General features: G+C 52.1%; 16 protein-coding genes. 4 read left to right on the top strand and 12 right to left on the bottom strand.

Translation table 11 applies throughout. The features are described from left to right. Nucleotides 1-94: 94 nt before the first annotated feature. From IPH59_01260 to IPH59_01250, 3 genes are read left to right on the top strand one after another with little or no spacing between them, the layout of a single operon-like run. Nucleotides 95-1,321 (top strand): extracellular solute-binding protein, encoded by a 1,227-nt coding sequence (locus IPH59_01260; protein MBK7090344.1) that lies wholly within the window; start codon nt 95-97, stop codon nt 1,319-1,321. Then, nucleotides 1,308-2,189 (top strand): sugar ABC transporter permease, encoded by an 882-nt coding sequence (locus IPH59_01255; GenBank protein MBK7090343.1) that lies wholly within the window; start codon nt 1,308-1,310, stop codon nt 2,187-2,189. Before IPH59_01260 ends, IPH59_01255 begins: the two co-directional genes overlap by 14 nt. Continuing rightward, on the top strand, nt 2,150-3,013 hold the full coding sequence (locus IPH59_01250) for a carbohydrate ABC transporter permease (GenBank protein ID MBK7090342.1): 864 nt from the start codon (nt 2,150-2,152) through the stop codon (nt 3,011-3,013). The genes IPH59_01255 and IPH59_01250 overlap by 40 nt, the downstream gene beginning before the upstream one ends. On the opposite strand, the gene IPH59_01245 is transcribed toward IPH59_01250, so the two are convergent. The 12 genes from IPH59_01245 to IPH59_01190 all read right to left on the bottom strand — a co-directional run bounded on the left by IPH59_01245 (nt 3,010) and on the right by IPH59_01190 (nt 19,794). Further along, nucleotides 3,010-4,872 carry an N-acetylmuramoyl-L-alanine amidase gene (locus IPH59_01245; protein MBK7090341.1) on the bottom strand — a complete coding sequence of 621 codons (1,863 nt, stop codon included), beginning with the start codon at nt 4,870-4,872 and terminating at the stop codon, nt 3,010-3,012. The genes IPH59_01250 and IPH59_01245 overlap by 4 nt on opposite strands. Next, entirely contained in the window at nt 4,857-5,885 is a 1,029-nt protein-coding gene (locus IPH59_01240) for a hypothetical protein (protein ID MBK7090340.1), read from the bottom strand. The genes IPH59_01245 and IPH59_01240 overlap by 16 nt, the downstream gene beginning before the upstream one ends. After that, on the bottom strand, nt 5,878-6,819 hold the full coding sequence (locus tag IPH59_01235; protein ID MBK7090339.1) for an LD-carboxypeptidase: 942 nt from the start codon (nt 6,817-6,819) through the stop codon (nt 5,878-5,880). The genes IPH59_01240 and IPH59_01235 overlap by 8 nt, the downstream gene beginning before the upstream one ends. Then, the gene (locus IPH59_01230; GenBank protein MBK7090338.1) at nt 6,819-7,562 is read right to left on the bottom strand and encodes a C40 family peptidase; all 744 of its coding nucleotides are present in this window, start codon (nt 7,560-7,562) and stop codon (nt 6,819-6,821) included. The genes IPH59_01235 and IPH59_01230 overlap by 1 nt, the downstream gene beginning before the upstream one ends. 116 nt (nt 7,563-7,678) lie before the next feature. After that, a complete protein-coding gene (locus tag IPH59_01225) occupies nt 7,679-8,704 on the bottom strand; it encodes a PorV/PorQ family protein (GenBank protein ID MBK7090337.1) in 1,026 nt (341 codons plus the stop codon). A 17-nt stretch (nt 8,705-8,721) separates the two neighbouring features. Beyond that, nucleotides 8,722-10,104: a hypothetical protein gene (locus IPH59_01220; protein MBK7090336.1), complete on the bottom strand. Its 1,383-nt coding sequence runs from the start codon at nt 10,102-10,104 to the stop codon at nt 8,722-8,724. 20 nt (nt 10,105-10,124) lie between these two features. Next, nucleotides 10,125-11,741, bottom strand: a complete 1,617-nt coding sequence (locus IPH59_01215) for a hypothetical protein (protein MBK7090335.1) — start codon at nt 11,739-11,741, stop codon at nt 10,125-10,127. 34 nt (nt 11,742-11,775) lie between these two features. Beyond that, nucleotides 11,776-14,631 (bottom strand): TonB-dependent receptor, encoded by a 2,856-nt coding sequence (locus tag IPH59_01210; GenBank protein ID MBK7090334.1) that lies wholly within the window; start codon nt 14,629-14,631, stop codon nt 11,776-11,778. Between the two features lie 499 nt (nt 14,632-15,130). Further along, nucleotides 15,131-15,790 carry a lipoyl(octanoyl) transferase LipB gene (gene lipB, locus IPH59_01205; protein ID MBK7090333.1) on the bottom strand — a complete coding sequence of 220 codons (660 nt, stop codon included), beginning with the start codon at nt 15,788-15,790 and terminating at the stop codon, nt 15,131-15,133. Nucleotides 15,791-15,863: 73 nt separating this feature from the next. Continuing rightward, the gene (locus IPH59_01200) at nt 15,864-17,132 is read right to left on the bottom strand and encodes a 2-oxo acid dehydrogenase subunit E2 (protein ID MBK7090332.1); all 1,269 of its coding nucleotides are present in this window, start codon (nt 17,130-17,132) and stop codon (nt 15,864-15,866) included. 104 nt (nt 17,133-17,236) lie between these two features. After that, a complete protein-coding gene (nadA, locus tag IPH59_01195; protein MBK7090331.1) occupies nt 17,237-18,328 on the bottom strand; it encodes a quinolinate synthase NadA in 1,092 nt (363 codons plus the stop codon). 92 nt (nt 18,329-18,420) lie between these two features. Next, nucleotides 18,421-19,794, bottom strand: a complete 1,374-nt coding sequence (locus tag IPH59_01190; protein MBK7090330.1) for a sigma-54-dependent Fis family transcriptional regulator — start codon at nt 19,792-19,794, stop codon at nt 18,421-18,423. Between the two features lie 559 nt (nt 19,795-20,353). Here IPH59_01190 and IPH59_01185 point away from each other — a divergent pair. Then, nucleotides 20,354-23,398 (top strand): dockerin type I repeat-containing protein, encoded by a 3,045-nt coding sequence (locus IPH59_01185; GenBank protein ID MBK7090329.1) that lies wholly within the window; start codon nt 20,354-20,356, stop codon nt 23,396-23,398. The last annotated feature ends 128 nt before the right edge of the window (nt 23,399-23,526 follow it).

The raw sequence follows: 23,526 nt of genomic DNA, 5'->3' as shown, positions 1-23,526 counted from the left end.
AATGGCGGTCTTGGTCAACTAAAACTTGGCGGGAGCGGAGTTGTTTTAGTTGATTCAAATGCTGGTGATCTCCATTGTAATGAGGATGAAACGAATGAGATTTGGATTTGCGATCCTGGCACTGATAGTTGCTGGGTGCGCGTCGGGACCAAAGACAAATGTTCCATTAGTCTGGTGGCAATTTTGGACGAACCCGGAAGTGCGGCCAGTCATAACGCAGTTGGCGAGTAGTTTCGAAACTGCGACACAAAACAAAGTCGAGCTGGGCGATTTGACGTGGTCGGATGGTCACGAGAAAATCGCGATTGCTCTTTCGACGGGCGGCGGACCTGACGTCATCGAACTCGGATCGGACTGGGTTGCCGAATTCGCGGCCAGCGGGCGATTGCTCGATCTCACTGATCAACTTGGCGGCCTCCGTGATAGCTTATTGATGTGGGAACCGGGCATTTATCGCGACCGAATGTACGCGGTGCCGTGGATGCTGAGAACACGCATGCTATTTTGCAACCGTACATTGTTGGACAGCGCGGGATATCCAGCCGATTTCGTACCGACTACCTGGTCGGAGTTGCTGGAGGCGTCGCGGCGGATTGACAAGCTTGGCGAAGATGTCTATGGGTTTGGATCAAACTCCGCCGAACGGCATCGGCTGTATAAAAAGTATCTTCCCTTCTTCTGGTCGGCTGGCGGTGAAGTTTTCAACGCTAATGCGACACAGACGCAGTTCGGCACGATTGCCGGTCGCGCGAGTCTCGACTTCTATCTTCTGTTGTCCGCTAATGGCATTGTGGAAACGCAATCGCGTATCGAAGAGTACTTTGCCGGCGGCAAGGTCGGATTCGTCATTTCCGGGGAATGGCTGGTTGGAAAGTTGAACCGAGCGGAATTGCCGTTTGAGTACTTTGTCACGGTGATGCCGTCGGTTGAGCCAGGCGGCACGGGAATTTCGTTTGCTGGCGGCGAGTACCTTGTGGTTAATCAGTCATCGCAAAACCCCGGTGCGGCGGTTGCATTACTGCGTCATTTAACGATGCCGGAGAATGACCGCTTGTTTACAACCGCGACCGGAAGTTACACTCCGGTAAATCGCTTCACGGCATTCACGACCGATTCGGCACTTGCAACAACGGCGGCAGTGTTCCAACGGCAGATCGGAGACTCGCGTTCGACACCTGTTCATCCGGCGTGGGTTGCGATTGAAGAGATTCTTGAGCGAGGCATTGAGCAAGCGCTATACAACAAAATGTCTTCGCAGGAAGCACTTGACATGATCGACCGCGAAACGGCGCCGATATTGCAGAAGTATGCGAGGCGTTAGCACAGGGCGATTCCGCGGCAGCGATTTGCTGATGCTCTCGCCGTGGCTGGCTACGCTGCTGTTGTTCTGGTTGTTTCCAGTGGCTGCGTCGCTGGTGCTCAGTTTCACAGATTATCAGCTTCTTTCAGGTCAAGGCGGATTCGTAGGCTTTGACAATTTCACTGCACTTTTTTCAGATCAGACTTTTGTCCGGGCTGTGATCAATACCCTGCTTTTTACAGTCGGCACACTTCCCTTCACAATTGCGTTTGCGATTCTGTTGGCGATCTTTGTGAATCGTAATTTGCCTTTCAAGACATTTTTCCAGTCAGTCTATTTCTTTCCATCGATTGTGTCGTTGGTGGTTGTGGCGTTGATCTACTCCACACTGTACGCGCGCGGCGGATACATACAGATGATCTTAGGAATGCTCGGTATTCCATATCCGGCTGAAGGATTCTTGTTTTCCGAGGCGACGGCGCTTCCGGCAATCATGGCGATGGATGTCTGGATGTCGACTGGGTACTATATGCTCTTGTTTGTCGCGGCTCTGCAATCAATTCCACAGGAATTGTATGATGCGGCGGCGCTTGAAGGAGCCGGCGCGTGGCACAGGCTGAAGGCGATTACACTTCCCCATCTCAAACCGATGCTGTTGTTCGTGCTCGTGCTGAACACGATCAAGTCATTTCAGATTTTCGTGGAAGTGTTCGTGATGACAAAGGGCGGTCCGTTGAATTCCACGATGACGATTGTTTACTTCGTGTATGAAGAAGGTCTGCACAAGTTCAATATCGGATACGGCGCAGCAGCGGCGAATATACTCTTCATATTGATTGCGATTATTGCATGGATGGAAATGAAGCTGGTGCAGGAACGGCAGGCATGATAGCACGTTCGCAATCCAAGGCGCGGATACTACGACTCGCTGTGGCAGTCGGTATTGCCGGTGTTTTCTTGGCGCCGTTTGTTTATCTTTTGCTTGGCTCACTGGCAAAGAATTTCAATCTTGCCGGGACTCTGGACCTTGCAAACTACAGTTTCACGCTGGCAAACTACAGCAGTCTGTTTACGCAAGCCGGGTTGTACCGACCGTTGATCAATTCCATTATCGTAGCATTGATAGTGACGCTGGGCAATGTGCTGTTCTGCACTCTCTGCGGTTATGTGCTGGCGCGGCGCAGATTCAAGGGCAAGAATCTGGTGATGTTGAGCGTCGTGATGGTGTTGATGATACCGACTCATGTCGTGATAATACCGATGTATCTGCTGACGAATTGGCTTGGTATTTTTGATTCATATCTTGCATTGATATTGCCATTCCTGGTGACACCACTCGGAGTGTTCCTGATGCGGCAATACATTTCGACGCTGCCTGCCGACATGGAAGAATCCGCGCGTCTCGAAGGCGCAAGCGAGTGGACAATTGTCTGGAAGATCGTGATGCCGCTTTGCAAACCGGCGTTAGCAGTGCTGAGTGTGCAGGTGTTTCTCGTCAATTGGAATTCGTTTATCTACCCGTTTATCTTGACTTCATCCGAATCGATGCGAACGCTACCGGTGGCGTTGGCATTATTGCAGGGGTACCAGAGTATCAACATACCGCAGTTGTTTGCGGCTTCGATGATATCAGCTTTGCCGACAACGATTTTGTTTATCGTATTTTCACGCCGGATTACCGAGGGGATTATTTCTGGAGCGCTAAAAGGTTAGCGATTCTCGCGCGAGCGTTCACTTTCCTTTTCCACAAAATCAAGGACGCCATCGCATATCGCGCGGGCGATCTTGCCGCGGAACTCCTCCGTTTGTAGTGCCATTTCCTGTTCGGGAATCATCATAAATGCACACTCGACCAAGATCGAGAGATACTCAGTTGGTCGAATAACCGCGAAGTTGCCGTGATAGAGTCCGTAGTCATTGAGTTCAGTTGCCGGAACCATGCGACGATGTACCAATGTCGCCAATTCCTGAGACTGCGGATGGTAGTAGAATGTTGATGTGCCATTGTTGGCAAGTGGATTAACGCCATCTGGAACCGCGTTGTTGTGGATGGAGATGAAGATATCGGCGTCGAAGCCTTGCGCCAACACGGGCCGCTCGTAAAGCGGAAGCGGCGTGTCGCCGGAGCGGGTCATGAAAACGGTAGCCTCTTCCTTCTCGAGTAGTTCCTTGAGCTGAAGAGCGATGGCAAGATTGGCATCTTTTTCCTTGTAGCCAGTCGGACCGCTTGCGCCGGGATCGGGAGAGTGGCCGGGATCGACGACGATCTTGATACCACGCAACGTGTTTGAGAGCTGCGGCCGGCGATTGAGTTTGAGGATAAACTGGTTGCCGTCATAACTGCAGTTGTAGCCCCATAGTGTTTCGTTGAGATCAATCTTGAGCCGCACCACACCGACCTGCAGTTGTTCAAAATCGATAGCCGCGATCATACTGTCGGTGGCGTCGTAGCGAATCCAATCGATAGAGGAGGTGCAATTGAAGACGTCGAGAACAAGCTGATGTCGCAGTGGATCGTAGTCGACATCAAACGGCAGTTGAGCGCCGGGGGTGAACGTGATGGTCACGCCGTCATCGACGCGACGTGTGCGAATGAGTGCAAATTCGCCGCTGGGAATGCGAGAGCCTTCGGGGAGCAATCTGATACTGCTGTCGGAAACCCAGACATCCTGATTTTCAACGAGGCGGGCACGATAATGATTGTTTGCAAATCCGGTGACTCTCACGCGCAAGCCCCGTGGCTGGAATACTGAGAAGTAACCCTTGCGAGGACCAACGCGTAACGTCTGAGTCGAGTCTGTCAGCTCGCCGACGACAACTTTGCTTTTTGGCCAGACAGTGACGCGAGCGTCGTTTCTTCGTACAGTGCATTTGCAGCTATCAAGCTGGCGTGGGAATTGGCGGTCACGGGAATCCCAGAGGCGCAGCGGTTTGCGGCAGAGATAGTACGTGATTTCGGCAGTGTCACCGATGTGCGTATTGTCCAATTGCAAATTGCCGTTGTAGCTTCCCTTGACAAGAAGAGAGTCGGGAAAGTCGCCTTCCCCAAACACTGCTTGTGCCCAGTAACTCTGAGGCACGGGTGGGGATTCGGTCATTGGCACCAGCGTCTTTTTAGTAGAGACCAAAAAGTATCCGTGTAGTCCGGGTGTCCCGCGAAAACCGGTAGACCAGAGATCGCCCTCCATGAGTGTGACATCCGAGGATGGCGACATGTATCCTTTCACAATAGCGAGCGATTCGGGGACGATGTAGGGTTCAGGAACTTCGAGAGGAATTTCCTTAAGTGTCTTCTGATTTCTGAGTTTTGCTTCGAGAGCAAATGCGAATTTGCCTGACTTGATCGGAAGAAACGCCAGAAATGCGCCGTTGGGATGCACCGTAACTGGAGTCTTGTTGATGGTCAACTCCGAACCGGGAGTGACATTGCCAAAGATGAACGTCGAATCAACAGCAGTGATGCGCTGATTCGGTGTTGGATAGATAACTTCGATCTTCGGTATATCCTGTGCCATTGCAGAAACAGAACAGGCGAGAAGAATAGTCAATATCGCAATCATGGTCCTAAGCAAATGTCGCCTCCTCGGATGTGATGCCTATTCCTGATCCCTCCCGGAAGTACCAGCATGTCGGCATCAAAGTGGGCGCCCCAGTACGGATCGTTTTCGGTCAGCATAATCGCGTCGAGATCGAAGTAGTCAAACAACGACGACAAATGCAGCGCAGCGGTAATCCCGACGGCGGATTCGATCATGCAGCCCAGCATCAATTTTAGTTTGTGTTCGCGGGCAAGTTCGGCCAGTGCTACCACACTACCGATTCCGCCGCATTTGGATAGTTTCAAATTCACTCCGTCGACAACTTTGTGATAGCGCTCAATATCCTTGCGCGCTTTGATGGACTCGTCGAGAAAGATGCGACATTCGACTTTGGTCTTGATACGGTCGAGTTCGCGAACCGTTGGATCGGAAAGCGGTTGTTCGAAGAATTCGATAGGATAGCCGGCAAGGGCTTTGATTCGTTCAATTGCAGTATCACGTTCCCAGCCGCCGTTGGCATCAAGGTAGAGGCGCTTCTCGCCGAACTTTAGCACGAAGTCGATGAATTTGAGATCGCCGTCAAAGCCGACTTTCAATTTGAGATTTCGAAACGCCGATGCCGATTCGAGCTGGCGACGGATGTCGTCATCGCTCGTGCGAGTGATGGTGAATGCGCTGGCTACTGATTTGGGTGTCGGCAGGCGCAGATAGGTATAGAGCGGGAGTTCGACCTCTTTGGCGAGATGATCGAGCAATGCCATTTCGATGGCGCAACGGGCGACGTTCAATGAAGGCGGCAACGATTCGGTGAATTCGCGGACTGCGACGACATTCCAATCGTCGTGAAATCTTTTCAGTCGCAATTCAGCGAGCTTGAGACACTCCTCGGATGATGCACCGTAGTGAATCGAGGATGAACCTTCACCGATGCCGCGCTTATAGCGGGCTATCAGCGTCTGTTTGCGCTCGGCGCTGGCTTTGGAGAGGTTGAAGGCGTGTTTGAGGCGCAATTCAACGAGCTTTAGCTTGATGTGCGGGTCAGCCAACGGTGACCTCCTGCAGGAGGGTTAACGAGCGCGACTCGGTATCAAGGCGTGCTTTGGCGCCTACGGGAATCGTGATTGACTTGTCGCAATGTCCATAGCGAACGCCGGTGATGACCGGGATCTCGCGACGGAAGATTGTCTTGATGCGTTCGCGGAAAAGGGCATCGTGCTTCTTTTTCGATGTAAGCGGTGAAGTTTCGTGCCAGTCCGTGTCACCGATCACGACACCAAGAACGCCGTAGAGTTGTCCAGCAAGCTTGAGGTGCGAAAGGAAGCTGTCGAGGTGGTCGACCGTTTCGTTGACATCCTCGAAGAAGAGAATCACGTTTTCGAATCGCGGCATGAATCCCGTAGCGAACAACTGCACTAAGGAATATAGGTTTCCGCCCATAAGAATCCCTTCGGCGGAACCCGGATTAATCACCTGCACATCTTCCCGATTGTTGGCGGGTATCAACTCGCGGCTTGAAGTATCGGAGCAGAGCAACGGCAATAGCGCGTCGCGACCGGCTGCGTCCATTGTTGCCAACATGGGTCCGGAGAAGCTCACGAGACCGGTCTTGGCATAGACGGCAGTTTGGAGAATTGTCAAATCGGAAAAGCCAATCAACGGCTTGGGATGCTGTTTGATCAGATCGAAGTCGATGAGATTGAGCAGGCGCAATGAACCATAACCGCCGCGACCAGCGATGAGGCCGTGAATCTTCGGATTTCGAAATGCGTCATTGATTTCTTGTGCGCGTGCATCATCTGTGCCGGCAAAGCCATTGACATCGGAATCTATCAGGCGGGAGCCTTCAAGCTGGAAGTACTTTTCCAAAAGTGAGACTCCGTGATTGTAATAGCGCGTCATTCCCTTACCGCTCCTGAGTGAGCTGGCGGGAAAGATAATCTTGAGGTTGCTTTCGCGATTAAGTCGCTTGGCGAGCAGCATCAGGGCGCTCTCCTGATTGTGGTGATTTTGCCGTCGAGATCGCTGCGGAAGTGTCGATGTCCGGCTTCAAGCGATTCGATGGCTACCACGCCACGGAGTCGCGACGCATGGAGAATATCTTTGTCGCCCAAGTGTATCGCGACATGACCGGGAAAGAAAATCAAATCACCGACGAGCGATTCATCGAGTGTGACTTCCCTGCCGAATTGCGATTGGTCTTTGCTGTCTCTTGGAAGTCGTATCCCGGCGCGACGATAGACAGCTTGGGTGAAACCGGAGCAATCATAGCCAAAGGTTGAAGATCCGCCCCATAAGTATGGCACGGACAGCAGCGACCGGGCTTCTTCAATTGCACGGCTCAATGGGATTGGCTCATCAATATTGACACGGCCGAATACAAGCGCGAATTCGGATCCATCGAGGTCGTGGAAGAGCTCTCCTCCGGCCGAGACGATAAGTGCTCCGTACGGCAAGGTTAGTCTACCTCCGCTGTCTGTGCGATCAAATACGGCGAATAGTGATGTGACCACGCAGACGTTGTTGGTGGCCTGAGGCGCTGTCACAAGGTAGGAATGCCCAATCCAGCCGTTGTAGCCATCAGCAGACTCGCAACGGACAAACTCGCTGTTATCTTCGATTGACCTTACTGAATGCCCATAGAGAGCCTGTGACACACGTTGGGAGCGGTGATCGGCGTCTTGGCGCATGTCAGCGACTGGAATGGCGACTGTGAGATTTTCCACACATGGAATCTGCCAGATTCGACAGCGAGATTCAACAAAAAGTGGCAGTGAAATCGCTGTCACAAAAAAAGCCGGCGGAGCGAACTCCGCCGGCTTGAAAAAACGAACTAACTCGTTTAGAACGCGAATTTCACGGTGAAGTACTGATTATCGTCGAAGCCGTTGACATCAACCTGCTGCCACGAGTAATCAAGACTTACAGCGGAGCCGCCCCAATGGAACTTCACGCCAGCGCCGAATGAGGCGCCATAAGTGAATTCATCCTGGCTTGAGCCGACAAAGCCGCCGCGCAGGAAGAAGAGATCATTGTAGCCGTACTCGGCACCGCCCTTGAATTCGTCTTGCGAGAAGTTGTTGCTCTGGAAGGTTCCGGACAACTCGAGATTATTCATCTCATTGTTCTGGAGGGCATTCCATGCAACACCAAATTGAATCGAAGACGGAAGGTCGAAGCCTTCGCTTTCGGTGCGCACCGTTTTGTTAGCGGAGTTCGGATCGTTGGTCGTCGGAATGACTTTGATGTCAAAACCGGAGCCGGTGAACTTCATCTGAGGTCCAACGTGCTTAACCACGACGCCAAACTTAAGTCCGCGCCAATTCGGGACGTAGGTAAAACCGAAGTCGAACGCTACGCCACGGGCAGAAACCTGCTCAACGCGCTCATTTACGAAGTAAGTGGTCGCGCCAAACGACACGCGATCAGTAAACTGACGCGCGTAGGTTATCCCGAGGACGGAAAAAGTAGGACTGAAGGTTTCACCGCTTGAACCCTGCTGGTCGTCCCAGGTCGTCTTAAGAATGTCGCCAATTGACAACACCTTGATAGACGCACCGAGCGTTCCAAAGCCTTCGAGTTCAGTAGTAATACCTACATATTCAAGATTCATATCAGCGAAGTACTCGAGATGCGAAAACATCGCTTCGGTACCTGACTGATTGGCTGCTCCAGCCGGATTCCAGAACAAGGCTTCGGCGCCATAGGAATTGGCGATCATTGCACCGCCAAGCGCCGATCCACGGGAACCAACCGGGATACGCAATTCTTGCGCGCCCGCGGTTCCGATTTTGATCTCATTGCCGGCGAGGAGCATCGCGCTCATGAGTACCACCAGCGCCGACGAAAGTAATAGTAGCTTTTTCATCGTATTCACTCCTCTCCTTAGAATGTATCCAGTTGTTCGACTTCAGGGAAGATCGCCATTTTGCCGAACGTAGTTCCCAAGCCATCGGCTTCGATGACCCAAACGTAAATACCGGATGCGACCCAAAGGCCAGCAGCGGTTTTCAGATCCCACTCAAATTCGGGATTCGTGGTATTGCCCGGACGCTCCAAGGTGCGGAGCAGGTCGCCAGCAATATTGTAGATCTTGATCTTCATCGCCTTGTTCGGAGGAAGATTAATGAACTTGACGATACGATCAAACTGATCGGTTTCTTCCGGATAGAAAGCGTAGTACGGATTCGGAACCGTCTTCACATTGCTGAGGTCGTTGCCAATGACAACATCCTCACCAGTGGCCTCTTCCGGCTTAGTCGTGGAGAATGTGTACTTCACGCCCGGATTGTTCGGATTGTTCTTTCTGATGATCAGTTTCTGACCGTCAGCAAGTTCATCCGCGGGCACGTGTCCAGGACGGATACGCGGCCAAAGGGCGTACAACACATCCATATCACCGGCATCGTTAAGCATGTTTTGGGATGCATAGCCGGCGTCCTCTGTACCCGTGTATGTGCTGTTGGTGACGAAGATATACTCGCGCCCAGCACCATCTTCATCGCACGGGAGCCACGTTGAGTCGAAGCATACATTGCCGAATTGTTCTGCGATCAACACGTTTAGTTGCCGTTCCGGGCTGGTACTTACGTCCCACGCCGTAAACGGAACATCGAAGAAACCACTGTAGCAATAGCTGCTTCCGCAAACCGAAGTACCGGTTCGGACGTAAAAATGACCCTTTTGGGTCGTCGTGAAGCTCCAACGGATTTCAACGTTTTTGTAATCCAATGGACCGACATTAGAGCCAAAGAAATCGGCAGCATTACCAAGTGCACCAAAGAACAAAGGCAAGCCAGCATCAACACCACTAATCCAGCGATCGCCAACCCATTCATATTCTTTGGCACCCGGAGCCGGACCAACGACGCGCACCTGGATGCCTTCGGCAACCGGATAACCGTAGTCATCCGCCTGCGTCACGACGCTGTCCAAGATAGTCTCGCCAGTCGCAAGATTCGTAAGATTCCAAGTCAAATCATCATTGAAATTGACTTCGTAATCATCTCCGGTAACTTGATCCGGATAGATGTACTCGACATAAGTTACGCCATCGCTGCTTCCGGCCGGAACCTGTGTCGCCACCTGCGAAACTGAGCCGGCGAAAGTGAACGGTTTGACTGAATACGGTACGATCGGACTTTCCAAGGTCTCAGTGATGTAGCCGAGGAAGTTGCCGCCCGGATCGTTAAATGGCGTAATGTTGAGATAGTCGTAAGAATAGGCTGTAACCGCAAAATAGTACGGCTGGTTGTTTTTCAGCGGCACACCAGTGATTTGACTCGCCGTTATGGTCTGGTTGTAAACCAATCCGGAATTTGAGCCTTTCTGGAGAATGATGCTCTGGTACCACCAGCGGCGGCATCGACAACGTCGCCATAGATCAGAGAGACTGGTTCATCCTGATCATCGTGGTCGACATCGTAAGTAGCAAACTTCGTCCAAGGACCATTAGCCGACTCACCTTGATACAGGTTGTAGCCTTCAAAATGGAATTCTTGCGCGAGTTTCTCGTTCTCTTCGATGTTTCCGACCGGCTCGGTACCCCAAATGATATCGACCGCACCATCAAGGCCGCGCAGGAAAACTGACGGCGAAGGCGGAGGCGACGGAATATCGAAATTGAGATCGAACACGGCCTGAGCGGCGACGTCCGCTGCCTTCAAGGCAGAAATTGAAGAAAGAGGATTGGTTCCCTGAGCCACGATTACTGCGGCGACGACTTCTTGAGTATCGCCAGGGGCCATTGTAAATGGTCCTGCCGACATCATATAGCGACGGTCAGCCGCGGCGGCATCGATCCAGCCCGTTTGGTCGACCGGGTTACCTGATACAGCGTAGGTCGTAACAAGTCCCGTGACCGGGTTGACATTGTCAACCATTTCGCCAGAGATCGGATCCTTGGTCAGACCCTTCATGTAGCCGTAGGTCTCTACACGACTAGCAGGGTCAGTACCATTGATGTACTTGTTGAACGAGGCCATCGGCAGGTTCTTGAAACCGTGACGGTATTCGCCATTAACCAGAGCCGAGTCCTCCGGCAGACCCGGGACAATCGGTCCCTGGAAGAAATCGAATCCAACTGCCGGCGGGGCTGATCCGTAAATAGCATCCGCACCCTGATTGTAGCAGTAGCCTAAGGAAAGCACTGTGTCGCAACCGACGAGATCGCTTGCAGCGTCACCGAGATCCGGGTCAGCCCAAAGCGAAACAAAGGTTGAATCGAGAGTGTTGGTTCCCTTATTGATGATGACGTACTTGAAGAACACAGTGTTCCCAAGCGCGCCGCCACGGGCGAAACCAAAGGCCGACATTTGGACTTCGAGTCCAAGCGGGGCCGTGCTTGCGGCATCGTTGACGTGATTGGTCGGGTCAGCGTCGTTAAACACAGACCAAGCCATTTGATCGCCAAATATGCGCGGGTTGCCCAGCGAATCCACCGGTGCACCTTGGGTTACCGGCCATGCGGAGTAATCTGGATTCGAAGTGGGTGTGTCAGCTTTGTTTAGTTTATACACCCGAAATGCTGCGTTGTCGGGAACGTATGTACCACCCACCATCGGACCGGGTGTGAACTCCGAAGAGAACTCAGCGATCGAGAGGCGAATGTCATTGTTGACTTTGGCGCCGACCCAAAGACCGGCGGAATAGATAACAGTCTTCTTCGTCCCCTGCGGGAAGTAAAGACCGTCAGTTTTGCCCAGCACGTTGGCATTATCGTAGGCAAAGTTACCGTCGTTATAGACGAACATTAAGAGATTGTTCACATCTATATAGGTATCCGTGTCCTCGATAAGCGCAGTCTGCGAGCCATGCCACTTCCCTGTCACGTTGCTGACGCCCCACGCCATCGTGGTCATCGTCAGGAACATCAGCAGGGAATAGAATAATCTCGTTTTTTTCATCAGCTTCCTCCTGAAGCGTTCAGGTTCATTCACCTTAGAACATTAACCGCAGGCCGAGACGGACCTGACGCGGGGTATCGTAACTTCCTGGATTGGCTTGCTTGAAATTGTACTTCGCCACACCATCGGCTCCGTATCTATCAGCAAAAGCCTCTCCATCAGCAGTCGCGAGCCAACCGGTATTGTCGGCACGACCCGTACCCTCGTAAACATCCAATGCGTTCTCTGTATCAAAGATGTTGATAACCCAAAGGTAAACGTCCCAATTAAGTCGCGCGATCTGGAAGTTCTTGTTGGCCTTCATGTCGACTCTGTAAGTCCACGGACCAGTGCGCGAGTTGATCTTGCCGATCGGATTCGGCGTGACCGAAGCCAATGAGATTTCGTTGTACACGTTCATTGGCGTGTAAGGAGTACCTGAACCGGCGCGGAATACAAAGTTGATGCCGGCATTTTCGAACGGGCGCACGTTACCCAGCTTCGGACCCATACCGTCAGCGGCACGGACATCGATGATGGCCGTGATTTTGTGACGCTGGTCGTAATCAAGCGGGGATACACGAATCGGACGCTCGGCATTGGTCCAGGCGATATTACCCTGCGATGTCGCATACGAACCAGTACCGGCCGCATAGGATATCGAGTAGTTCAATTCGGCTGCGACCGTACGGGTACGGCGCATCTTAAGCGAGAAATCAAGACCCTTGATCGTACCGAAGTCGTGGTTGCGATAGGTCGCAAACGCGTTCGGCGATGAAGGCTGATTGATAACTTCCGTCAAACCGTTCACGTCTTTGTAGTAAGCAGTGACGTTGAAGCTGGTGAAATCACCAAGCTGGTGCGCCAAGCCGACTTCATAGGCTGTAGTTTCTTCCGGTTCAAGGTTCGGGTTGCCGATTGGCGAATAGTACGGTGCGTCCTTTACCATACGCTGAAGGAACTGAGTACCGACATAGAGGTACTGAAGTTCGGGGCGCTGGAAGAACTTGCCATAGTTCACGTGGAACACGGTGCGATCAGAAACCGGGAAACCAACGCCGAGACGCGGAGAGATCTTCTGTTCGGCCTTCGCCGGTTCGAAGTCACCATCGTCAAGAAGTGTGGCATTCAGGACTTCCTGATCGGTGTAATCTTCCGGATTGGCAAGGACGTTATTCGGATCAAGCGGACGCTCTTCGTTCTTGAGACGATCGGTATTGGCATTCAGATAGTCGTACCGAAGGCCGGCGTTGACGACCAATCCTTCGAACTCGAACTTATCCTGAAGATAGAGCGCGAACATATACGGCTTCTTTGCGCCATCGGGACCATCATCAACATTGTTTTCGCCGGTCTTATCATAGCCGAAGAAGTTGGCATCGTTCCATGCGGCGCGATCAAATTCTTCCGGGTCGGCAATGGTAGTGTCAATGCGGGTCGGATCCAGGTGATTGTAATACCGAAGCGCGTGGCGTTCAAATTCAGCGCCGAACTGGACTTCGTTAAACTCGTTCACCTGACTCGTCATGTCGAAATTTACGCCAATATAGGAAGAACTGCGTCTAAGGATGTCTTCCCAAACGTGGCCCTCGTCAACATCGGTAGTGCTCAGATCGTCGCCGATCCAGAACAAGTTGGTGTTGTCGAAAGTCGGATTGCCATTGGGGCGGCCATAAGCATAGACGTCATCCCAATGGGTTTCATCGCCACGGAGTCTCTTGGTGAGATAATAAGTACCGCCAAGTTCGAAGAAGGTCTTCGGCGAAAGCGTACTCGTCCACTTGGCATAATATGAGTAGTTCTCATCCAGATAACGCGGGGCATGCGTTCCGTTGAAGTAATAGTTCATGCGGAACTCGCGCCACTCTTCGTAGCTGCCCAACGAACCCAAGCGGAGAACGTTCTTCTGGTTGATGTCATAGCGCAACTTGCCCTGCCAGCTCCAACCGGAAAGGTCGTTGTGGGGGAGTCTGCCGTCAGCGGTCGCACGCGGCGTGCGATCACCAAGACGACGGCGTTCCATCGAAACAAAGAAGCTCATCTTGTTGTTATTCGGAACGATCGGACCGTCGAGATTGAAGGCCAAAACGTTGTAGTTGAAGCGGCCATCCGAGCCCATGAATTCGTCGGTTGAGGCTTCAACGGCACCAGAGTATTCTTTGGCGCCTTCCTTGGTAGTAACGTTGATCGCACCGGAGGAAATCCAGCCGTATTCAGCGCTAAAACCACCGGTCGAAATCGAGATTTCCTCGATCGCGTTGTTGTTGATAGCGGTAGTTGACATATTGGTCAGCGGGTCCTGCTGAGAGAAACCGTCGACAAAATATGCGACATCGCCTTGACGGCCACCACGGATGTTGAGCGAGGGCTGGTTGCTTTGTTCGCGACCGCCACGGGTTCCCACCGCAGAAGCTTCAACGTTTTCCGAATAGGCAACAACGCCGGCGCTGAGACCGACAACGTCGGTATAACCACGCGTGGGCAGTTGTTGAATTTCTTCGCCGGAGACGATTTTCAGCGACTTGGTCTGATCGAGAATGATGAGCGGGCGCTCAGCAATAACGACCTGCAATTCGCCGGTAAGCGTCTTGGAAGACATTTGGAAATCCGCCAAAGTAGTCAAATCGACAGAGACACCAAGTCCCTGCAATTCGACCGGCGCGTATCCAATGAGTTCTGCCTTCAAAGTAAAAGTACCGACCGGAACGTTAAGTATGAAATACTTGCCTTCCATATCGGTCAGCGCGCCCATCGAGGTGCCGGCAATACTAACGGCGACACCTGGAAGCGCGGAACCCGTTTCTTTGTCTGTCACCTTGCCAGAGATCTTGCCGACGGTAGCCGCCTGGGCAAAAGCACATAGCATCAAGACAAGAATCAGGATCAGAGCGACTTTTGGTTTAAGATTCAAAACCAAACCTCCTGTTAATGAATTGAATTCGTACGCAAAAGTGCGGATTTGTTAGCATTTCGATTCAGTTTCCTACCTCCTGTAAGAGTTGTGGGTTCATACTTCAAAAGATTCTTACCTCCAATAGAAATAGACGCGCAAAGCACAACTTCGTGTATCCCCTTATCCGAGCAGGCATGATGGAGTCAATAAGATCGCGGTGATTTGCATTCCTTCTCGGTCGGTTCCGTTACCGCGAAAAATGTGGTTGACCCCGACGTTCCTTGCCGGAGTTGGAATAGAGCCCTGCTTAAGTCTTGGAAAGAAAATTCGTTTGTCCTTACATATTGTCAACATAAAACTTTTCGCTAACTGCAAGCCACATCAAGGCTTTAGTCAATTTGTCGACTTGTGGGGAGAAATGCTTTAGCAGGGATTGAACAGAATTGTCACTTTTTTGAACACAAATGTTCACTAAATTTGCCGCCCATTTTCGTCCAAAGCTGTGATTTGGAGCGTCTTAGAGGACGAGTTTTACTTCAAATACTTGTTCAATAGCATTGGTTAACTGGAAGAATACCTTGGCTTTATCGGTAGGCTGCCCAGACAACTGTTCGAGGCTGGTTACAGAGTCCGGGGCAAAGCCGCATGGGTTAATGAGTTGGAAGAAATTCAGGTCGGTGGCGAGATTGAGTGCCAGACCGTGATAGCTGACCCAGCGTTTCACGGCGATGCCGATAGCGCAGATTTTCTTATCGCCTACCCAGACGCCGGTTTTCCCGACCGAGCGTTCGCCGATGATGTCGTAGTTCTTGAGGAAAACTATCACGACTTCTTCGAGGTCCCGAAGGAATTTGTGAAGATCTCTTCCCCGCTGGTCGAGATCGACAATCGGGTAAATCACCTGCTGGCCGGGTCCGTGGAATGTAACGTCGCCGCCGCGTTCGATCTCGAATTTCTTCACGCCGCGTTGAGCAAGAATCTCATCGGCGACCAGAATGTTCTCATTGCCGCCACCGCGTCCCACGGTAATCGTTGGCGGATGCGAGGTAAAAATAAAGGTGTCCTGCGACTCGCCGGCTATGCGCTTGTCGACCATCTGCAATTGCAATTGGTGAGCTTTGTCGTAGTCAGACAAGCCAAGGTCGAAGATGCGGGCTTTGGTGGTGGCAATATTCATGGATAGCAGGCGCCCTCACCCCTTCCCCTCTCCCATTGGGGAGAGGGGAAAGAGAATGTGGCAATTTGTCTTTCTACATCAACAGCAGTTCAGGTTCTTCGATGTAGCCGATGAGCGTGCGCAGGAACTGGACTGCGTAGTGACCGTCGATCAGGCGGTGGTCAAATGACAATCCCATGTTCATCATCTCACGAATGACGATTTGGTTATCGCGCACCACTGGTCGTTTCTGGATCGCGTGGATGCCGAGAATTGCAACCTGCGGTTGGCTGATGATCGGAGTCGAATTTAATGCGCCGTATCCGCCGGCATTTGTCAGAGAGAAAGTGCCGTCCTCGATGTCGGCAGGCATCAGACGTTCGCTTCGGGCTTTGTCACCGAGATCTTTGAGGTCCTTCATGATCTGGATGATGCCCTTCTGGTCGGCAGCTTTGATAACCGGAACGATGAGGCCGGACTCGCGTGCAACGGCGATACCGATATTGTAGTAGTGCTTAACAATAACTTTGTCGCTTGTCATCGAGGCATTCATTAACGGGTATTCTTTGAGAGCCTTCACAGCGGCTACTACGATGAACGGCATAAATGTGACGCGGACGCCTTTTTCCTTTTCGATGCGGTCGGCGTGCTTGGCGCGGAACTCGACCAAGCGCGTGAAATCGCATTCGTCAAAGGTCGTTACGTGCGGCGAGGTCTGTACCGACTTCACCATGTGGTCGGAGATAAGTTTGCGAACGCGCGTAAGCGGGAATTCTTCGATGCGCTTGGTTGTGTCGTAAACTTGCTGTGGTGCTGCGGCAGGAGTGTGTGCCGGAGATGAAGCGGCCGTCGGAGCGCTTGCTGCGCCACCCTTTGATGCAAGGAAGTCCTCGACATCTTTCTGAGTGACTCTTCCACCGCCGCCGGTTCCACGAAGGAGACTTACATCAATACCGTGCTCTTTGATCAGTCTGCGTACGACCGGAGATAGCTTAATTGGTCCAGTCTGGGCGGCAGGTGCGCTCACGGGAGCTGCCGGAGCAGGAGCGGCCTTGGCGGCCACCGGAGTTGAAGCGGTTTTTGCCGGGGCCGCTTCAGGAGCAGGAGCGCTGCTGGCCTTTTCGCCGGGCGTGCCAATAACAGCGATTTCCCTGCCGACAGGTACGACATCGCCAACCTTGGCTTTGATTTCAAGCAATACGCCGTCGGCCTCAGCCGGGACAGAGACGTTGACTTTATCGGTCAGCAATTCGACCAGAGGTTGATCTTTCTTGATGACATCGCCGACTTTGACGAACCACTGATTGATCGTTCCTTCGACAACTGATTCCCCCATAACGGGGACTTTCATGACATAAGCCATTATCCAAACTCCTTAAATACGGAAACTATTCTCAATGCAAAAATCGAGTCCCAAACTCGACGATTCAGCAAGTTGCCCCGAATCAAAATTCGATAATAACATCATTAACCAGTGATGGCAAGCATTCTTTCCAAGGCAATGCGCGCGTATGCCTTAACGTCCGGCGGCACCGACATTGGCTTGATTGTCTCGAGATTATCCAAGGTGTATGCGAGGTCGTTCAGCGTCGTGCGATACATGTTGACACACATGGCACAGGTGTTCCCTGCCAACTCCAAGATCTTCTTATCAGGGTACATATGGGAGAGACGGTCGATCAGGTTGAGCTCGGTTCCTATCGCGATCGTAGCACCTGCCGGTTGTTCGGCGACGTACTTGACGATATGACTGGTTGATCCGACCGAATCGGCGACTGCAACCAATTCTTCAGTACACTCGGGATGAACGACAATCTTGATGCCGGGATGCTCTTGTCGCATTTGTTGAATATGGTGCGGCTGAAACACTGAGTGTACGTGGCAATAGCCCTTCCAGAGAATCACACGAGCGCGTTTGAGTGCTTTTACGTCGCGCTTTGCGGGGTCGAGATTAAAATCCCATACAAAGAGTTGGTCTTTGGGGATACCGTAGGCATTTGCTGTGTTGCGACCCAAGTGTTCATCGGGAAAGAAGAATATCCGTTCGCCTTGTTCGAAAGCCCAGTCGAAAGTCTTGCGGGCATTAGATGATGTGCAGATGACGCCGTTGTTCTTTCCGCAGAAAGCCTTGAGGTCAGCGGCGGAATTCATGTAAGAAATCGGGATGATTTTTGTGTCGGGCAGGTGATGGGCGATTTCGTCCCAGGCGGCGAAGACTGCATCGATTGCGGCCATATCCGCCATCGGGCATCCGGCAAGCGGATTTGGCAAGAACACTTTCTGCTCTGGTCGTGCGAGAATTACTGCGCTTTCAGCCATGAAGTGAACGCCGCAAAACGCGATGAACTCTGCGTCTAGTTCCGCACCAATTTTACAAAGAGCATAGGAATCGCCCTGATAGTCTCCAAATTCCACGACTCCACGGCGCTGGTAATGATGAGTCATCACGACGAGGTTCTTGCCGTAGTGTTTCTTCTTTGCGCTGATACGCTCACGAAGTTCGTCATCGGGCATTGCGCGATAGTTGTCGGGAGTTCTCGTGTAGGCGGATGGCATCATTTTATCGGTAACCTCGGAACGCAGACTCGGGCATCAAATAGATCATTACAACACGTACGGTGAGGCGATTGGCCATCTTTGAAAAATCGATGTTACGACGCGTCGTCCTCGCCATTGGGTTTTTCTATGCCATACTCCTTCATCTTCTGACGCAGTGTATTGCGGTGAATTCCAAGGATATCGGAACTTTTCTGGAGACTGAATTCGTTAGCTTTGAGAACGTTTTCGATGTGCTCTTTTTCTAGGTCACGCAGCGGCATATCTAAGGGCGTGGTCGTAGAGCCCGCTTCCGAGCCCTCGCGACGAAGTTGAGCGAAGTCGACGGCATCCAAGGTATCGGTGCGACTGAGAACAGTTGCACGCTCAATGACGTTGGCAAGTTCGCGGACATTGCCAGGCCAGTCGTAGGCGATTAGAAGGTCTTTCGCAGCGGGAGTGATATTACGGCGAGGTCGATTGGTTTTTGTCGCCGACAGTTTGAGGAAATGATCGACGAGCGGCATGATGTCTTCGCGCCGTTCACGCAGCGGCGGGATATGCAAATGGACGACATTGATTCGGAAATAAAGGTCCTCGCGAAAACGGCCGGATTTGACTTCGTCAACGAGATTGCGATTGGTTGCTGCAATCAGACGAATGTCCGCGATAACCTCCTCTTCCCCACCCAGACGCTCGAAACGACGTTCTTCGAGCAATCGTAGAAGCTTCACCTGAATCGAAAGCGGCAACTCACCGATTTCGTCGAGGAGAATTGTCCCGCCTTTGGCTAACTCAAACCGACCGAGCCGACGTTTTTCGGCGCCGGTAAATGCTCCGCGCTCATGGCCGAGCAGTTCCGATTCGATGAGTGTCTCGGGAATTGCGGCACAGCTGACTGCTACAAATCGACCTTTATTTCGGGAGGACAATTGATGGATGCTTCTCGCAAGCAGTTCCTTTCCGGTACCGGATTCGCCGGTAATCAGAACGGTCGCTTCGGTAGGAGCGACACGTGCGACCTCGGACAGGAGGGACTTGATTCGATTCGATACACCTACTATTTCATCGAGTTCGAGCGATTCGAGTCGTTCGCGCAGCTGGCGATTTTCGGCGAGCAAGTAGTGGCGCTCACCTGCCTTGGAAATCAATTCTTGCAGTTCCCCGAGGTTTACTGGTTTGCTGATGTAGTGGAATACACCGGCACGCATTGCTTCAACGGCTGACTCGACATTTCCGAACGCGGTGATCAAAATCACCTGCATTTCGGGGTCACGCGTATGGACCTGCTGAAACAACTCCAGTCCGGAAATTCCGGACATCTTCATGTCAAAGAGTCCGATTTCGAACGAAGATGTGCTCAATATTACGAGAGCAGCCTCGGCGGATTCGGCGGTGGTGACTTTGTGGCCAATTTTGCGCAGGAATCCGGCCAGCATTTCCCGCTGATTGCTCTCGTCGTCAACTATGAGAATTCGCAATTGAATCATTCGGTTGGATGTTATCGCCTGGAGTCAGGAAATGCAATATAATTTGGGTCGTCAAGGTGTTCTGTTCTAACGATATCCGGGGGCGGATTGCCCTCTTTCCGGGCGCAAAATGGCTCCCGAGTACTCCGATACCGTGTTTCCACGGCTTCAACCTTGTCCAGGCCAGAAAAAATGAATTGACAGTATGGAGGTCGGGGTTTACATTGAAAACAGTAACTCGAAAACAATTTGATTTGTCTACCGCGCGAGTGACCTTGGGTGAGTGATCGACTTCGCGCAATTTCAAGCAGGTTCGAAAAGTACTACTAACCCGGGCTAATTCGAGCCGATTTCTGCTGTTCGATCACGCTCCATCCTCTTCGTTGCGATAAAAATCGACTAAATTGGCTACTTCTGACGGTCGCCTGTCGGAAGAGTCCCGTATCTGGCAATCGAGATTGCTTGTTAGATTCGAATTCCGAGGGAGGTGATTGCACACCAAGAGCATCTTCGTTTCTATTCACCCGTTAATGGTATAATTGCAACGTTTTCGTCCTCACACTGGAAGGAGCGACTTGAAATGAAAAAATTCACAATGCTTGCCCTGAGTATTGCATACGTGATTCTCCTGTTCTCGGTTTCAGCATTTGCTGCAAAGGCAACGAGTGCGATCGAGGCGGGAATTGATCCGCGCGATGTCGTGGCTGAGAGCTCGAAGCATCCTCTCACAGACGTCCAGCTGGAACAATTGAATCGCAATGTTTCGAAACCAAGCGGTTCATCACAAGCCGCACTGGGTTTCCTTGCGTCGCCGGGCATCAACATCGGTAATACCGGTTATGACATCCAGCACAACAGCCGCATGGGCCGTCAAATTGTGCAAGGTCCAAACGGCCGTGTACACATGATCTGGACCCACAAACTTGCGGGTGTCGCGGCAACGGAACGCGAAATTCGCTACGGTTCATATGTACCGAACACCGGTCTGTTTGATCTTCCGGGCGGACTGGTGATTTCTGACGGTCGTGAAGGCCATATGTGCTCGCTTGATCACTTCAATAGCTCGGCACTTGCTGCGTGGCGTTATGGAGCGGCATTTGCGGCATATCGTACGACGACAGCTCTTGACTTTGCATCAGGAGCGGCAAGCTTCTCGATCATTGACGCTCCTTCGGCGGCTGTGAGCTGCGAAGGTACGTTTAGCGGCGCTGTTTCTGAACCATACATTTGGCCGATGATAGTAGGCGACAATGACGGCGGCGGAACGCCGATTGTACACGTCGTGGCGATGGAAGGCAATACCGGTTCTGACTACTCGGCGATGGTTTACTTTCGCGGTACCGGAGCTTTCACCAATTACGGCACTTGCGGCAAGTTCATCGACTCAACAACTGCAATCAGCTATACTGTTGCTCAAGATCCAAACTCGAACAAAGTCGCGATCGCCTATACAAAGGCACGCACAGCGGCGACCTCGCGCGAAAACAATGACGTTGCCTATCGCATGTCGAATGACCTCGGCGTAACATGGGGTCCGATTGTAAATGTGACGAACTATGCATCATCAGCAAAAGAGCGCGCTTCACAGGAAACGTCTACCCTCTTCGATGCCGACGGTTGCTATCACATTCTCTATGTAGCGGCGTTCTATGATTCAGCTGCTTCGCAGCTTGCCGATCAGGAAGCCAAGCTCTATCACTGGGACGACTGCAACAATTGCAGATCGTTGGTTCTTGACGCGAATAACGTGCACGCCAACTGCACCATGAAGGCGTTTGAACACAATGTGGCCCGCGTCAGCATTACGGAGTGTACGGTTGGAGCGACAAAGACCATCTATGCAATTTATACTCGCTACGTAGGCGACACTAATCCGTCGACCCCGGCGCTGACAGACTGCTCAAATGGCCAGTTCCCGAACGGCGAAATCTTTGCGTCTGCGTCGTCAACCGGCGGCGAGACTTGGGGACCTCCGGTCAATTTGACGAATTCACGCACCGACAATTGCGCATCGGGTACCTGCGATGATGACAACTTCTCGAGTTCAGCCATGTATAGCACGGACTCTCTGCGCATTCAGTACATCAACGATAAGGACGCCGGTTCCGGCGTTGGCAATGATGGTACCGCGGAAACCTACAGCCCGGTAATGTTCCTCAGCCATCCTTGCTTCGCGATGGACACCTATCGCAGTGTGACTTCGACTCCAGCTGGAATTCTTTATCCGTTCCATGCCACGACAGCGCAAGTTGCCAATACTTCCATTACGCTGACAAATGCCGGCAACACGACTGCTAATTGGACCCGGACCATTGCTTACAATGTCGGATCGAATTGGCTGACAGTCCCGGCTTCCGGAGCAGTGACTGCCGGTTGCACAAACTCGCAAGTTCTTGCTATTAGCGCGGGACCACTTGCGACAGAGGGTTTGTACACGGCTACGATTACTTTCAGCTACGAAGGCCCGTCGACATTCCAGGTGCCGGTCGAATTTTACGTTTTCGACAGCTTCTTCCTGCCGCAGGATCAGGCGATTCATACCGCATTGGTGCGCATGAACGTCAACCAGGCGGGTCGTAATTCCCATCAGGAAGTCGGCAGAATGTTCTACAACTTCGTAGATCAGCAGGAGCCGATCTATGATGGTTCGCTGGTGCTCGGAAATTCAGCCACGAGCTTAAGCTGGTTGATTTTTGAAGGCGGCGGCAACGTGCCGACCGTTTCCAACCCGTTTGGTCCGCTATATGCCAAGTCGAATACGGCGATAGACTCGACCGGAAATCCGCTCTTCAGCTTCGCTTCCGGTAAGGGTGCAAATCGCGATTCGACACTTGGTTTCGATGTTACCTGGTATGCGCCGAAGCATTCTGATTCTTCGACGTTTATCATTGCCTCGTACTCGCTGTACAAAGGCACGAAGAATCCTGCCGGCAGTGTGACTGGCTTGACAGTCGCGTATGCCGCCGACATCGACGTACCGGATGATAGCTCCGACAACGTCGGCGGATTTGACACTGCCCGCGAGACGATATATCAGCGCGGCCGCTATGCTCCGGATGATTTGCGTTTTGCAGGTCTTCGCGGCGTCTTGAAAGATGGCGGTAATGTGACCGGCGGCTTCGCTTGGGAAAACGATGTCACCGTCTATCCGTTGGGCGGATACGAAAATGATTCTCTGTGGAACAAGCTGCAGGCAACTGTCGGATTTGCAACCACGGATTCGTTGGAAGATCTGAACTCGGTATTGACTCTTGCTCGCAACGCCACAATAAATGGCGCGGCAAATGATACACTGCACTTTGCGGTCATGTTTGTCGGCACCAATGGCGTTCAGAACCTGACCAATTTCCAGACTCAGTTAGACAAAGCCCGTGCGTGGCTCTGTCTGCACGTCTACAACGGTTCAGATGCTTGCGCCAATTGTCTGTGCGGCGATGCCAATAACAGCGGCGGCTTTAGTATTTCTGACGCTGTGTTTATCATTGCTCACATCTTTGGCGGTGGCCCGGCACCGGCTCAGCCGTGCTTAGGCGATGCCAATGGCAGCGGCGGTATCAGCATTTCTGATGCCGTGTATTTGATTGCGCACATTTTCGGCGGCGGCCCTGCGCCGTTCTGCCCCTAATCAGTAGAGTGAATCTGAAGTAATAATCTTGCTTCAGATCGTTTGCAACAAAGCCGCACTTGACATCGGTCAAGTGCGGCTTTATTGTTTTTGGATGTTGTCTGTCGTAGTTAATTGAATTGATTGCG

Source organism: bacterium (assembly GCA_016708315.1).
Taxonomy (GTDB): domain Bacteria; phylum Zixibacteria; class MSB-5A5; order CAIYYT01; family CAIYYT01; genus JADJGC01.
This window is presented reverse-complemented; position numbering and strand designations above follow the sequence as displayed.